The organism is Streptomyces sp. TE5632 (genome assembly GCF_054061295.1).
Genome location: NZ_JBSSEA010000003.1, coordinates 5,315,705 through 5,329,819 on the forward strand (window position 1 = coordinate 5,315,705; position 14,115 = coordinate 5,329,819).

At 70.5% G+C, this 14,115-nt stretch carries 6 protein-coding genes; 3 read left to right on the forward strand and 3 right to left on the reverse strand.

From position 1 onward, the window contains the following. Nucleotides 1–46: 46 nt before the first annotated feature. Complete coding sequence (locus tag ACVW19_RS29435; protein WP_457463173.1) at nt 47–580, forward strand: DUF4352 domain-containing protein; 534 nt, start codon at nt 47–49, stop codon at nt 578–580. 33 nt (nt 581–613) lie between these two features. Here the strand turns inward: ACVW19_RS29435 and ACVW19_RS29440 are convergent, their stop codons facing one another. The 3 genes from ACVW19_RS29440 to ACVW19_RS29450 all read right to left on the reverse strand — a co-directional run bounded on the left by ACVW19_RS29440 (nt 614) and on the right by ACVW19_RS29450 (nt 5,119). After that, the gene (locus ACVW19_RS29440; protein ID WP_457463175.1) at nt 614–1,816 is read right to left on the reverse strand and encodes an McrC family protein; all 1,203 of its coding nucleotides are present in this window, start codon (nt 1,814–1,816) and stop codon (nt 614–616) included. Then, a complete protein-coding gene (locus ACVW19_RS29445; protein WP_457463176.1) occupies nt 1,813–3,627 on the reverse strand; it encodes a DUF4357 domain-containing protein in 1,815 nt (604 codons plus the stop codon). The genes ACVW19_RS29440 and ACVW19_RS29445 overlap by 4 nt, the downstream gene beginning before the upstream one ends. 172 nt (nt 3,628–3,799) lie before the next feature. Then, a complete protein-coding gene (locus ACVW19_RS29450) occupies nt 3,800–5,119 on the reverse strand; it encodes a PIN-like domain-containing protein (RefSeq protein WP_457463177.1) in 1,320 nt (439 codons plus the stop codon). 360 nt (nt 5,120–5,479) lie between these two features. Here ACVW19_RS29450 and ACVW19_RS29455 point away from each other — a divergent pair, with 360 nt between their 5' ends. Beyond that, nucleotides 5,480–7,795 (forward strand): hypothetical protein, encoded by a 2,316-nt coding sequence (locus ACVW19_RS29455; protein WP_457463178.1) that lies wholly within the window; start codon nt 5,480–5,482, stop codon nt 7,793–7,795. Nucleotides 7,796–7,910: 115 nt separating this feature from the next. Then, the gene (locus ACVW19_RS29460) at nt 7,911–14,090 is read left to right on the forward strand and encodes a hypothetical protein (protein ID WP_457463180.1); all 6,180 of its coding nucleotides are present in this window, start codon (nt 7,911–7,913) and stop codon (nt 14,088–14,090) included. The last annotated feature ends 25 nt before the right edge of the window (nt 14,091–14,115 follow it).

The following is a 14,115-nucleotide window of genomic DNA, read 5'->3' on the forward strand; positions in this document are numbered from 1 at the left end:
TGGCGGGGTGTGTACGTGAACATCCGGCACTGCCCTTGGGGGGACCATGCACGCCCGTATCCGAATCGCCGCAGTCGTAGCCGCCGCCGTCGGCGCACTTACTCTCACCGCCTGCGACACCGGCAGCACCGTCGTCGACAAGCCGAAGGACAACGCCGCCGCCCGGGCGGACAGCGGCAAGGACAGCGCGAAGGAGAAGTCCGAGGCTCCCGAGGTCGCCAAGGTCGGCGACACCCTCACCCTGGAGGGCTTCGAGGAGGGCAGCAAGCTCGACGTCACCGTCGTCAAGGTCGCCGACCCCGCCAAGCCGGCCGACCTCGTCAACACCGGCAAGGCGGCCTACAGCGACAGCCCGTCCAACGGCGCCCAGGTCGCCGACACCGAGGGGCAGCAGTTCGACGCCACCTTCGGGGACATCACGGCCGGGCCGTCCATGGCCTCCGGTCTGAAGCTCAAGCCCGGCGCCGAGGGCCTCGGCTGGATCGTCTTCGAGGTTCCCGAGGCGGCGAAGGTCGACACCGTGCAGTTCACCATGGACTCCGGGTTCGCCGACAAGACCGGCGAGTGGAAACTGCGGTAACCGCAGGAGCAGGAGTCGAACCAGGAGGTCGCGTCAGCCGTTCCGCATGCGTCGCGCGACCTCCCCGACGTCGGCGAGCAGCCCCGCCGGTTCCTGGTCCAGGTCGAGGGTGTGCTGGTGGATCAGGATGCCCGCGTGGCGCACCCGGTGGGCCGCGTGCGAGGCGTTGCCCTTCGCGTAGACCAGGTGTCCCTCGTCCAGGCCGAGGGCGGTGCAGTACGCCAGCATCTGGTACAGATCGGCGTCCGGGTAACCGCCCCGCTTCTCCGCCTTGTACTTCGCGTCCGCGACGGTGCACGGGACGCCGTCCGGCCCGTACAGCACGAAGTCCGGCCGCATGCGGATGGCGGCGGCCTCGTCGAGGTGGTGGCTGTCCTGGAAGCGGGCGGTGCGGCCCGACCCGCGCAGGGCCTCGCGCAGGGCGACGGTCACGAAGTCCTCGAAGAGCTTGTTCATGTCGAACAGGAACCCGTCGATGCGCAGTCCGCCGGGCCCGTGCTCCGGGGAGGCGTCCTGCAGCACGGCCCACGCCAGGCGCAGGGCGTGGTGGTACCGGGAGTTGAGGCGGCTCGGACGCCACTCGGGCAGGGGCCGGCCGCGCACCGGCACCGTGACGTCCGCCAGCCGCGCCCGCTGGTGCAGCAGCCTCCGGCGCACCTCGCGCGGCACCCCGGGCAGCCGCAGCAGCCGCTCCACGGCCGCCCGCAGGATCCGGTTCTCCGCGATGTCCGTCGTGAACTCGTCGTACGTCACCTCCACCGGCAGCGTCGCCCCGAACCGGCGCCGTATCTGCTCGGCCTCCCGGATCCGCCCCCGCACGACCACCGAGGTCTCCTCCGTCACCCGGTAACCCTGCAACAGCCCCTGCCGCAGGGCCCGGTCCACCTGCCGCTCCACCGCGTGCGCGAGCGCCGGCAACAGGTCCCGGTGCTCGGCCACCTCGACCTCACCGTCCCGCCAGGCACCGGTGGGACCGAGGCCGTAGCCGAGCAGGAAGAAGAGACGTGCGACGGGCACCTTGGGGACGACGCGGACCGTGAGTGGATCGTCGTGCCCCGGCACCGTGAGCGTGACGGCCCCGACCTTGCTGCCCGCCCGCAGCGACCAGCGGCCCGGTGAGTACGGGTCCGGCGCGGCGTCCACGACGCGCAGCGCCGCGAGCGCCCGCCCCACGCCGTCCGGCAGGGTCACGCTGACCGCCGGCGCGTGCTCGACGAGCTCGACGACCGGCGTCACCCCGACGACTCCCGCAGCACCGCCAGCCCGTACCGCTTCTCGACGTCCACGCCCTCGCCGTAGTGGTGTTCCTCGAGCAACGGAAGGATCTTCGTCCGCCAGGTGCGCTCGAGGCCGCCCTTCCGGTACACGCCCTTCTTCATCAGGTACGAGGGCCCGATGCGGAAGTCCGGTTCGTCGATCCGCGTGTTGAGCGCGTCGAGCAGGTCCGCCGGCTCGGAGTCCTTCCCCTCCCGCTCCAGCCACCTCCGCAGCAGGCCGCTCGTCGGCTCGACGCGCGGCGACAGCTCGACGAAGGCGAAGCGCCGGCGCATCGCGGCATCCACGAGCGCGATGGACCGGTCGGCGGTGTTCATCGTCCCGATCACGAACAGGTTCGGCGGCAGCGCGAAGTCGTCCCCGGAGTACGTCAGCCGCACCGACTTGTTGCGGTACTCCAGCAGGAAGTACAGCTCGCCGAAGACCTTCGCGAGGTGGGCGCGGTTGATCTCGTCGATGATCAGGAAGTGCGGGATGTGCCGGTTGCCCTCGCGGGAGGCGAGATCGGCGAGCTCGCGCAGCGGCCCGGCGGTGAGCCGGAAGGCCACCTCGCGGGTCTCCGGATCCTCCTGCGGCCGGAACCCCTCGAAGAAGTCCTCGTAGGAATAGGAGGGGTGGAACTGCACCAGCTTGACCTGCTCGGGACCGCCGCCGAGGAACTCGGCGAGTTTGAGGGCGAGGTAGGTCTTGCCGGTGCCGGGCGGTCCGTAGAGCACGAGCTGCCGCTCGTCCCAGAGCAGACCGCGCACTTCACGCAGCCACTCGGTGTCGTGCACGAGCAACTCGGCGGCCAGCCCGTCCGTGGGCTCGGGCAGCTCGAGTTCGCGCCGGGCGGCGAGCGCGGGGATCTCCGTGCTCGGGTCCCGCTCTGTCGTCCCGGCCTCCTCGGCCAGTTCCTGGTCGGTGAGACCAAGGCCCTCGATGTGGGCCTGGACGGCGGAGAGGTCGACGACGTCGTGCTGGATGGACAGCTTCTGCTGGAGTTCCTCGGGCAGGTCGTCGTAGGAGAAGCCGGTGGGCTGCCACTCCACGGGCCGGCGCAGGTTGGACCGGCGGTCCTCGGACTCCGTCTGCTCGGCCTCGCCGGTGATCTCGCCGACGTACAGCCGGCCGCCCGAGATCGTGCACACGGTGTCGCCGGGCTTCATGCGCGACAGGAAGGCGTGAAGGTCCTCGACGAGCTGCTGCCGCTGGCTGTACGTGGCGGTCGACTCGTAGTCCTCCTGGACCAGCGTGCGCAGTCCGTCCTTGCTGACGCCCTGCCGAACGCCCTGCCGCAGTCGGGAGGCGGCCAGGGTGACACGGCCCTCGGGCAGCCACAGGCGCTGGACCAGGTCCAGGCCGGTGACGTTGGAGCCGCGCACGAGCCAGGACCGGTTGGGGCCCGCCCACACTCCGGACATGAAGTCGGACAGAGGCCTGTCGTCCTCGGTCCGCCACTCCTCCCACCCGTTGCGCGGCGCCCCGACCAGCACGACGGCGGCGAAGGAGGGGGAGCCGAACACCACGTCCTCGGTCAGCTCCAGCCAGCCCGGCCAGCGCGCCGACGGCACCAGCACGCCCTGCGCCCGGAGTTCCTCACGGCGTTTGGTCGGTGCCTTGAAGTGCTTGCCCAGCGAGGGCATCACATGGTCCCGCACCGGTGAGCCGGCCCGCACGAGGAACTTCCGGCTGCCGTTGGTGCCCGTCTCGTCCAGGAGCACTCCGCGTGCCCGGCCGATGCCGTCACCGCTCGGCAGCCGGAGCCGGAACTCCGGACACTCGTCGACCATGGAACCCCCTCGCACCTGCTGGTCAGTTTCCGTCCGCAGCGTACTGGCAGGCACCGACACCGCTGTTTCGGTCGCTCACTCCCGCCTCGCTGCCCAGGCCGGTGGAAACCGGTGCCCGCCTGAACTGCCGGGACACGGGCGCCGCCCTAACGGCATGGTGGGGTGTGGCGTGTCACTCTTCGTCGTCCGCCAGATCGTTGATGAGCGGCACAAGGAGGGGATCGACCGCGAAGCCGGAGGCACGGCCCGAGCCGTTGTCGTACTCGGCGGTGAGGACCGGTACCGCGGAGTCCGGGACGAGTCCCTGCTCCTGCAACTTGCCACTGATTCGGTTGATGGGTTTGGTGAAGCCCTTCAGGCTGCGGTCGGCGTCGTAGTCGCAGATCTCGTAGACCGTCGCTGCCTCCACACGGCCGTTCCTCTCGGCCGCCTGACGGATGACGTCGACGCGGTTGCCGTATCCCTCGTAGGAGAGCCCGTTGAAGAGTGCCTCGATCGCAGCGGCAGTCCAGCCACCGTGGGCGTCCTCGGCCTCGATGCGCTCCACCCGCTCGATGTCCTCCACCGAGCCCGCCCGGAGATTGAGACGCAGGATGGGCGCGGAGACCTCCAAGAACTGCTTCGGTGACAGGAGGAACAGCCGTCCACCGCCCCGCGCCCGCAGTTCAGCGGCCAGTTCTGGTCTGGGTCCGCGGTTGAAGCCGCGTTCCTTGCGCCACCAGTCTTCTTTCGCGTCCGCGGTGACGAAGAGCACGTCGCAACGGTGAGCGGAAGCCTCGCGCAGCAATTGCTCCCACACGAAGAAGTCACCGACCGAGCCGTCACCGTCCTTCTTGGCGTCCATGTATCCCGGCGGAATTCGGTCCTTGACGCGCTTCCTGCCCATGTCGAGGAGCGCGGCGCCTTCCTGTGCGCTGAAATGTGCGCCGACCCGGCCGGCCAGCGCGCGTTCCAGCTCGGCGATCACCGGATCGGCGTTCGTGTCATGGGTGATGCTCTGCCACTCGCCCTCTCCGACCTCGGTGATCTTCTTCTGCGCCTCCTCGAAGACCTCGGTGATCCGAGCGCGGATGTCCTCGAGATCCTTCTCGCTCAGCGACACACGGTTTGCCCAGGTGCGCAGGGTCTGCATCGCCGATCTTGCGTGCTCGCCCATGTCCTGGGCGGCCTTCGTACTGGTCGAGCGTGCGTCGTGGATGGCTGTCTCACGGTTGGCCCAGAATTCCGTGAGCACCTGGTGCGGGACCCAGAGCCGGTCCCCGAGAGCGCCTAACGCACCGAGCAGGTCGGTGCGGGCCTGCTCCGTGTACCGGTAGAGGTTGAGGAGCACATTGGTGTCCGGGGACACGAGACCGTTCGTCAGAACGGCGGTGTAGTCCCCCGTTGTCGGCGTTTGGAAGGCCCCGAAATCGTGGAAAAGTCCCCGATTCTGCTCGCCGTTCGTGGTGTCACTCGTCATCGTCACCCCGCGCGTGCCGAGCGTCACGCCCATGCGCCGACGCATCCGGGGGTGACCCTAGCGTCCCGGCTGATGCCGCGAGGGGGAATGGAGGATCTTTCTGTCAATGGAGCTGTTTCCGTGTAACTCTGTTGACGGCATCAACGTGTCAATTTACTCTCTCGTGTGAGCTTCGTGGATGTGGCTCCTGTGGCGCCTTGGGCGTGCGGCTGCCCGACCGTAGCGAAGTGACGAGAACGTGCCCGAAGAGCCAGAAGCAGGCATAGCCTGCGTGAAGTACTGCATCCGGATCGGGGAGGTCCGAGGTGCGGCGGAGGTGTCATGGGTGGGGATCCGCATGTACCAACAGCCCTCGAGGAACGTGGGGATCCGGCCGGAGCGCGGCCGGAGGGCGTGACCGAGTGCCCGAAGAGCGGCGAGCGCGCCGTGGAGCGGGAGGTGCCCCGCTGGATGCCTTCGACCGAGCCTGAAGCGCCGAGCCCCTATGGCGAGCATGCCCTGCTGACGCACGCCATGACCGGCGGATACGACGCCGTACCGGCCGGGGAACGGGAACGACTGCTGCGCTACCTGGAGGCGGTAGTCGCCGCCCGCCCGGCGCCGCTGCACGCCGCCGTCGCCTTCAACGCCGTGTACTTCGGCTACGAGCTCAACGGCGACGGCTACGGCGGCAGCCCGCTGCGTCTCGACGACTTCCCCGTGATCGCCTTTGGCAAGTGCGCGCCCGTGCTGCCGGTCGGCGCCATGGTGTGCGTCGCCACCGGGTCGGATCCGCTCTATGCCGAGATCGTCTACAAGGAGGGCGCTCATCCGGAAGTGGACGCCCTCGGTGACGTCCCGGCTTGGGTGTCCGGGGCGCCGGCGGGCGCCGAGGGGCCGGGCAGGCCGGGAGCGAACGCCTCTCCGCGGCGCCGGGAGCGCCTGGTTCCGGATCCGCATGCCTTCGGCCCGGCGTTGAGCCTCTCACCCGCCCAGCTCCACCGCTTACGCACCCGCCGCCGCTGGATCGACGAGGACGGCCATGTCCTCGTCGACGTCTGCTACCCGTCGCGGGAGGCGGCGCAGCACGACGACCTGACCGCTTACGCGGACTACCTGCTGACGACCGCACGGGCGCAGCTCCTCAGTCCCTACGTCCCCGTATCCCTCGCGGATCTGGTAGGCAGCACGCATGACGACGCGCTGCGGGTAGGTCTGCTGCGCCTCCTCGACACGGTGAGACGCGTCCTCGCTTCCAGCGACGTGCTGCGCATGTGGGGCCCGTACGCCATGACCCGCGACTTCCTCGCGGCCTGCTGGCGAGACACCGGACCGCTGGGAGGCGACGACCTGAGGACGCTCGCGGCAGCGGTGGAACGCGCGGCCACACCGGCGAGACGCCGTCACGGTCTGACCGTTCCGGTCACCGCCTATACGGCGGTCGGGCCTCGGTTGCGTGCGTTTCCCGGAGCCGCGGAACTGCTCAAAGGAGTGGGGTACGCCGCGGCGGTGTGCCGGGCGAACGTGACGCTCGCCGACGTCGTCCAACGAGACAGTGAGCAAGGCCTGTTCGCCAACGGAACCCGAGTCACGTTCGACGACGCCTTCGAGGGAGGGGGTGTCTGGCGCTCCCGTCATCCCGGTGACGCGGAGGACCTCGGCGATCCTCTGGTTCCGGCCGGACGAGGATGGACGTCCACGACGACGCAGGCATCTGCTCCGGAGCCGGAACGCACAGCGGAGCCGGTCGACTCACTGCTCGCGGACGATGCCGCCCTCGGGCCCGAAGCACTGCTGCGAAGCGACGAGGAGGAGATCGTCTGGCAACTGCCGCTGCGTCTCGCCCACCTCACCCACGGCTGCCTTCCACTGCGCCCGTACGTCGCCGCAGAACTACGGCGGACCTGCGGTCCGCACCCCGCCATTCGGTTCGAACTGGACCACGTCGGCGGAACCCTGGAGGCGGCCGAGACGGTCCAGGACACAGTCGCCGAACTCGCCGGTGACGCCGGCCGTCTGACCGGAGTGAGGTGGCCTCTCGACTTCTTCCCCGGGCTGGTTCTCCGGCTCCACTGGTCCCGCGGTGGCCGGGTGATCCGCCTGACCACGACGCGGCTCGAACAGCCGGTCCAGGCCGGCGACCGGGTGATCGAGCACTGCTACGACCCTTGCGTTCTCACTCGGGACGACGCGCCGGGCAGCGACCGCAACGGTGACACGGCAGCGGGTCTCGGTCCCCGGCAACTGGTCATGCGAACGGTGCGCCGCTGCGGACTGCTCACCCCGGACGGTCATGCTCTGCTGGACCGTTCACACCTGCCCCTTGCCGTCTACGGCCGTAGGCCGGCGCAGTCGCAGACCACCGCCCTGGAAACAGCCGTCGAGGCACTACTTGCCGAACAACTCCTCGAACCGGCCTCCGGCAGTCGTGACGTCTTCGGCCAACCGCACTTCCCTCCGCGCAGCGGGGAACCGGCCGTACCGCTCATCGGTTACCGTCCCGTCCCTCGGCGCCTGATACGCCCCTGGGGCGGTACCGGGCCGGCCCCCGAGGGACTGCGGGCGATCCAGTTCGTCTGCGGCCACCTGCGCCGTCTGCGACCGGGCCGCTTGCCGAGCGAAACCCAACGGGCCGCCTTCCGGGAGCACTGCCGCAGACTCGGCAAGGCGGATGGTTGGGAGCTGCCCGAGGGATACACCTTCGTCACTCAACACACGCGTGGCCACTGATCCCGCGACCACTCCGCTCCATGAACCACCGCTCTTCCCTTCACCGGGGCTCCTCGACGCAGAGTGAGCCGAACCCGCAGCCAGTAGTGACCAGCCACAGAACGGAGCACCATCCATGCAGGACCGGTACCACGTCGTCGCGGGGCCGCCGTTTTCCCCGCAGGGCGTGTCGGCCGAGTGGCTCGGAGCCCTGGCCGCAGCGCTCAACGCCCTCGAACACCCGGCCGCCACCGCCTTGGAGGACCTCACGGCCGGCATGGTGGAACTGGCCTTCAACTCTCTCCCGCCGAAGCACCGGCAGACTCTGCTGGGCCGCCTGGGAATCCGGATGGCGGCCCCGCGACGGGCGGGCAGCGCGCTGTGCCGGGACATCCTGGCCAGGCTGCGACGCGAGTCCCGACAGAACTCGTGTGTCTGCGGTGCCAAGGAGCTCACGCGCACCGTGATGAACGACGTGGGCAGGTCGGTCTTCGCACGGGACGGCGAGACCGCCCCCGACCCCGTCTCCCGGTGGGGCGGGACACTGGTCCGCAGCGCTGTGTTCGCGTGGTGCGGCGCTTCCGTCGCCGATGCCCGCATTCTCGTCTGGATGTCGGACCACGACTGGTTCGGGATGGCGGTGGACGGCGCGGAAGCCACACGACTCGCCGCCGTCCGCGCCAGGGCGCAGACCGTCGCGGAGGCGTACCCGGACTTCTTCCCCGGGGAACCGGACGACCTGGGACCGCGACCCACGGTGGCGGTGGAGGAGCGGTCTCCCGAGACCGGCCGAACGGACGCGGGCGCCACCGCTGCGGACGCCGTCACACCGAGCCCCGGAACCGCGGACGACGTGACCGCGCCGACGACCGGTGAGGCCCGGGTCGAGGACCCGACGGAACCGGAGGAGGCCTGTCGACGGCTGGAGGCTGCCCTCACGCGAGCGCAACAAGCCGCCCGCAGGGTGATCGACGCGGTCGACGACGGACGCCCACCGCACGACGGTGACCTGCTGCCGTTGACCGGACTGAGGGCGATCTTCGACGGCGTCGACGCAGCGTTCCGCACGGCGGACATCGCACCCGTCACCCTTCGCCTTCAGGACCTGGCACGAGCAGTACAGGAACACCGGGCGGCTTGCGCGCGTGACCTGCGGACACGGGAGACGCTGAGGGAACTGCTGACCGTCGGGTGCCCGGTGGAGAGCCCCGCAGCCTCCGCCGCCGAGGCCGCGCGCGTCGCAGCCCGCCGCCTGCTGCACTCCCCGACATGGGGGGAGACGGAACGGCAGGAGGCCGACGCCCTCACCGCTCTCGTCGAGCTCGTCCACCTGGGACGGCAGGCGGATGCCGCGGCGGAGATCCTTGCCCTCCAGGAACGGGTCGTACGAGTACCCGCGTGTGCCATGGCCGCGGTCATGGCACACGAACTGACGTTGACACAACCGGCGGAAGCCGGTTCCGCGTCCGAGCCGGGCACCTCCGACGCGGCCGGGGCGGAGGGCGCGGCCGACGGTGCCCAGGCTGACGCCGCCGCGCCCGCCGACAGCGTGCCGAACGACGAGCGCCCGGCCGAGAAACCGGACGGCCACACCGAGCGGACCGACGAGCGGACCGACGGGGGAACTGAGGAGACCGACGGGAGCGCCGCCGGTCTGCGCCCCGGCCAGGCGCAGAAAACCGACCGTCCGTCCGACGCCCCACCCCGCGAACCGGCTGCTGCCGACGCAAGGGACGTGAAGCCCACCGAGGGCGGGGCCACGCCCCCACACACCGACTCCTCGCTGGCGGAGGCCGCCGGGGACAGCTCGCAGGACACCGTTCCCTCGCCTTCACCGGCGTCTCCTTCCGACGCGCCGCACGACGAGGAGGCACCGAAGACGCACGCGCACGCGGATGAGGCCACCGATGATGCCTCGGCCGAGCAGACGCTGGCGCGCCTGGTCGTGGAGCGGCGTTTCGGGCTGGCCCACCACGTGGCACGCGCAGCGGGCCGCCCGGAGCCCCAGGTGGCGGCGCTCCGGCTGGCCGGCGCGACGGCACTGCTCACCTCCGGCAACAGCCATGGCGCACGACTGGTCGCGGACCTGCTCCAGCAGCACGGCGGTTTCGCCGGACGTGACGTGGAGGGCAGCGAACTGATCCTGCTTCCCTCCCTGCTGCGTACGGCCCTGGTCACCGGCGACCACCTGGCGGGCGCTCAGCTCAAGGCCCTGGTGCCCCGGCTTCCGGGATCGCTGGGGGAGGTGGCGACCGCCGTCGCGGACCGTGCCCTCAGCGGTGCCCTGATGATCGCCTCCCCGCTGGTCGTCATCGCCGACGCCTCCGAGGCCGAGGCCCGGCTGCGGGAACTGCGCGAGCAGGGCCGCGCCCTCCTCGCACCTCAGCGGCGGCGGTTCGCACGGGCGACGGAGATCGCCAAGCGCTGGCTGGCTCCGGACGGCGGGCTGCTGGGCTCGCTGCTCACGGCGGTGATCGACGACGACCGTGACGCCCTGCCGGACGTCCGGGACCAGGCCGAACGCCTGTCGAAGCTGTCCGAGGTCAACAGCGAGATCGACCGCATGGACCGCAAGTACCGCTCCTCCAGCGGCAAGCCGCTCCAGGGCTCGGGACGGCATGATCTGGTGCACCTCGTCGGGCGGGTCGCCGATCTGGCCAAGGAATGGTGCCTGGCGGTGGAGGGAACCCGTCGGGGCGACCGAACCGACGGGGAGCGGGCGGTCAAGGAGATCTCCGCCCTGCGCCGGTCGATGCTCGACCGGCGAGAGACCGTGCTGACGGACCTGGAACAGCTGGCACGGTGTTCGGGCCCCGTGGCTGCCGCTGCCGCGTGGGCGGCCCGCTCCTCCATGGAGGAGCTCTTCGCCCTGCTGGCCGGAGGAACCGGAACCCCCCGCCCCGGTGGCGGAGCGGACCCCGGACTCGTCCTGGACGTGGAGCTGCTGAAGGTGTGCGACACGGTCGGCGAGCGTCCCGCGCTGGACCTGCTGCTGACGGCGGTTCACCGTGGCTGGGCGGAAGCCCTGGCGGAGCGGCTGGCACATGACGCGTTCACGGCGGCCCGGACGATCGTGGACCTGGCCGCCCGCGGGCAGCTGCCCGGCTCGCAGGAGGCGGTGTTCGCCCCGCCGTCGGCCGTCGAGATCGAGGAGCGGGAGGCCACGAGGCGTACGGAGCTGAAGGCAGCACACGACGAACTCGTCGGGGAGTTGCACCGCGCCCAGGCCGATGGAGCAGTGACCGACGACCAGGACCTGCGACTGCAGGAGCTGCTGGCCGATGCCCGCACGTCTCTCGACGACACGGGCACCCATGACCTGCTCGACGTGCGGCGGGCGCTGGACAAGGTACGGGCGGACCTGCCCGCCTTCCGGCAGCAGGCCACCGACCGGATCCGGGCCCGGCTGGACGCCCTGGACCTCACGGCGGACGAGCGGGACCAGGTGCTCCGCCACCTGGACACCGGCGGCCTGGCCACGGCGGCCGACCTCGTCTACTTCCTGGAGATCGGTGAACCCGTCCCGGAGATCGAGGCGGGCGAGACGCATCTGACGGAGTTCTTCCCCGGAGTGCCCGACGGGCTGCCCAAGGGCATCGGCCACGACCTCGTCGAGCTCGTCCGCTCCGGCGGCAAGCACCCGGCCATTCCCGTACTGGACTACGGGAACCTCTCCAGCGACGAGGCCGCACTGGCGGCGGACGCCCTCAATGAGTGGCGTGAGCTGGGTGCGACCGAACCGAAGGACCGGCTGGACATCTCCGCCCGGCGGCAACTGCTGCCGGCCCTCAAACTCCTCGGATACGACGCCAAGAGCGCCAAGCCGCTGGACGAGCGGTCACCGCACCGGCGCGAGTACCGCTTCTTCGAGGTGACCGAGGTCGAGATCAACGGCCGGGCGAAGGCGCCCGCCTTCGGTTCACAGATCAAGGAGCAGGGCGGCAGCCTCAGCGTGCTGATGGTCTGGGGCCGTCCGCCCGCCAAGGTCGTCATGAGCCTGGCCGCCCGCGACAGCAGCGCGACCAGCCTCCTGGTCGTCTACTTCGGCACCCTGGGCCGTGAGGCCCGTATCGAGCTCGCCGTCCGTTCCGACGGGCTGCGGCCGATGCTGGTCGTGGACGACGCGGCCCTGGCCTATCTCGCCGCCAGTGGATACCGCCAGGTCAGCACGGCCACGCAGACACTGCTGCCGTTCTCCGGGGTCAACCCGTACATCCGGGAGAAGCGCGGCCGGATCGGCGGCGAGATGTTCTACGGCCGTGACGCCGAACGCAAGAGCATCCTCGACCCCAGGGGCACCCAGGTCATTTTCGGCGGCCGGGGCCTCGGCAAGTCGGCGCTGCTCAGTGACGCCGGGGAACACTTCGTGAAACAGGGCCGCGGACATCACCAGTCGGTGTACATCAACCTCGACCAGGAGAACATCGGCAAGGGCAGCTCCCTGGGGCCCGAAGCCCTGTGGAGCGTCCTGGACCGTGAGCTGACCGACGCGGGGGTGCTGGGCCGGCCACAGGGCCGCAAATCACAGAAGGACATCTCCGAGCGCGTGCGTGCGGCGATCCGCGCCTGGCTCGACGGGGACTCCCGGCACCGCCTGCTGATCCTGCTCGACGAGTGCGACCAGTTCTTCGAGGCGGACGCCCCCCGGTTCGACCAGACCAAGAAGCTGAAGGGACTCGGGTCCGACACCAAGGACCGGGCCAAGGTCGTCTTCGCCGGTCTGCACTCCGTCCAGCGGTTCTCCAAGCTCGCGAGCAACGGCCCGTTCGGACACCTGGCGCAGACCCCGAAGGTGATCGGCCCGCTCGCCCCGCAGTTCGCCGCCGACCTGCTGGTGGAGCCGATGCGGGCGCTCGGCTTCGAGTTCGCCGACGTCGACCTGGTCAACCGGGTGCTGGGCTACTGCTCGTACCAGCCGTTCCTGCTCCAGATGTTCGGGCACAGGTTGGTCGAGGTGATGCACCGCAAGCGCGCACGGCGCGGCGCCGAGGCCCCTCCGTACACGGTGGGAGCCGCCGACATCGAGGCCGTGGAGTCGGACACCGGTCTCAGGGACGGCATCTCGGCGGCCTTCAAGGACACGCTGAGCCTGGACCACCGCTACGACGTGATCGCCAACGTGCTGGCCCACCACGCCCGGCACCAGGGACTGGAAATGCGGCTGAGCGACGCCGAACTGCGTGAGGAGTGCGAGACCTTCTGGCGCAAGGGCTTCGAGCAGCTCGACACCGAGGGCTTCCGGGCCTACCTCTCCGAGATGGTGGGTCTGGGCGTCCTGGCGCCCAACCACGACGGCCAGGGCTGGCACCTGCGCGGACCGAACGCGCTGCGCATGATCGGTACCTCGCACGAGGTGGACGCGCGGCTGCTGAGGGCCGAACGGGACTGCAAACTGCAGGAGAGCATCGTGCAGGAGGGCCGGCCGGACCTGCCGGACGGCAGGCCCGCGCCGCTCACCATCACCCAGCTCGACGACCTCCTCGGCGAGCGCGCCAACCAGACGCGGATCGTCCTGGGCACACCGGCCACCGGGGTCACCGACGTGGGAGACACCCTGCGCACGGTCGCCGGACGGATCGCCGACTGGAAGCTGCCGCCCATCGGCAGGCCCAGCGTCTACAAGCAGGAACTCACCGGCGGACGCCCGCGCGAACGGCGAGTGGTCATCAGCGACTTCGCCAGCTACCCGGCGAAGCCCGAGACCTGCCGCGAGGCCGTCGACCTGGCCGAAACCCTGCTGCCGCACACCCCGGGCGTCACCCGCGCGGTAGTCATCGTGACCGACTCCGGGCAGCCGGACCTGTGGCGCACGCTGCTGACGGGTGCGGAGCCGACATCGGCCGCCCCCGTGGTACTGCGCCGCCACGACCGCCGAGGCCTGCGCGGCTGGGCCCAGCGGGTCGAGATGTTCCACACGGACGACCGCCTGGACCGGCTCCACACGCTGACCGGCGGCTGGCCGCTGCTCGTCGACCGGGCACACCGGCTGCACCGCGAACTCGGCGACCCCGACGAGGCGCTGCGCCGCCTGGCCGGCCTGCTCACGGACCGCTCGGACGCCCGCGCTTTCGCCAAGGCGACCGGCGTCTACACGGACCCGTTGCTCGCGACGGGCTACCGGATCCTGGTCAAGGAGTTCGGCGAGGGCACGTTCGACGTGGAGAGCGCCGTGACCGCCGTCGCCTGCGAGATCGAGGACGAGGAGGAGGCCCGCTGGGTCTTCACGTGCCTGGACGCCTTCCAGGTGTTCGACCGTGAGGACACGCAGCTGCGCTTGGAACCGCTGCTCCGGCAGTGCGTGGCGCTCGACGTGTGACGGTCGTACCGGATACGGAGCCCAG

Bases quoted from the DNA above. Each gene is read 5' to 3' on its own strand.
- ACVW19_RS29435 (WP_457463173.1), top strand. From the start codon at position 47: ATGCACGCCCGTATCCGAATCGCCGCAGTCGTAGCCGCCGCCGTCGGC.
- ACVW19_RS29445 (WP_457463176.1), bottom strand. From the start codon at position 3,627: ATGGTCGACGAGTGTCCGGAGTTCCGGCTCCGGCTGCCGAGCGGTGAC.
- ACVW19_RS29450 (WP_457463177.1), bottom strand. From the start codon at position 5,119: ATGGGCGTGACGCTCGGCACGCGCGGGGTGACGATGACGAGTGACACC.
- ACVW19_RS29460 (WP_457463180.1), top strand. From the start codon at position 7,911: ATGCAGGACCGGTACCACGTCGTCGCGGGGCCGCCGTTTTCCCCGCAG.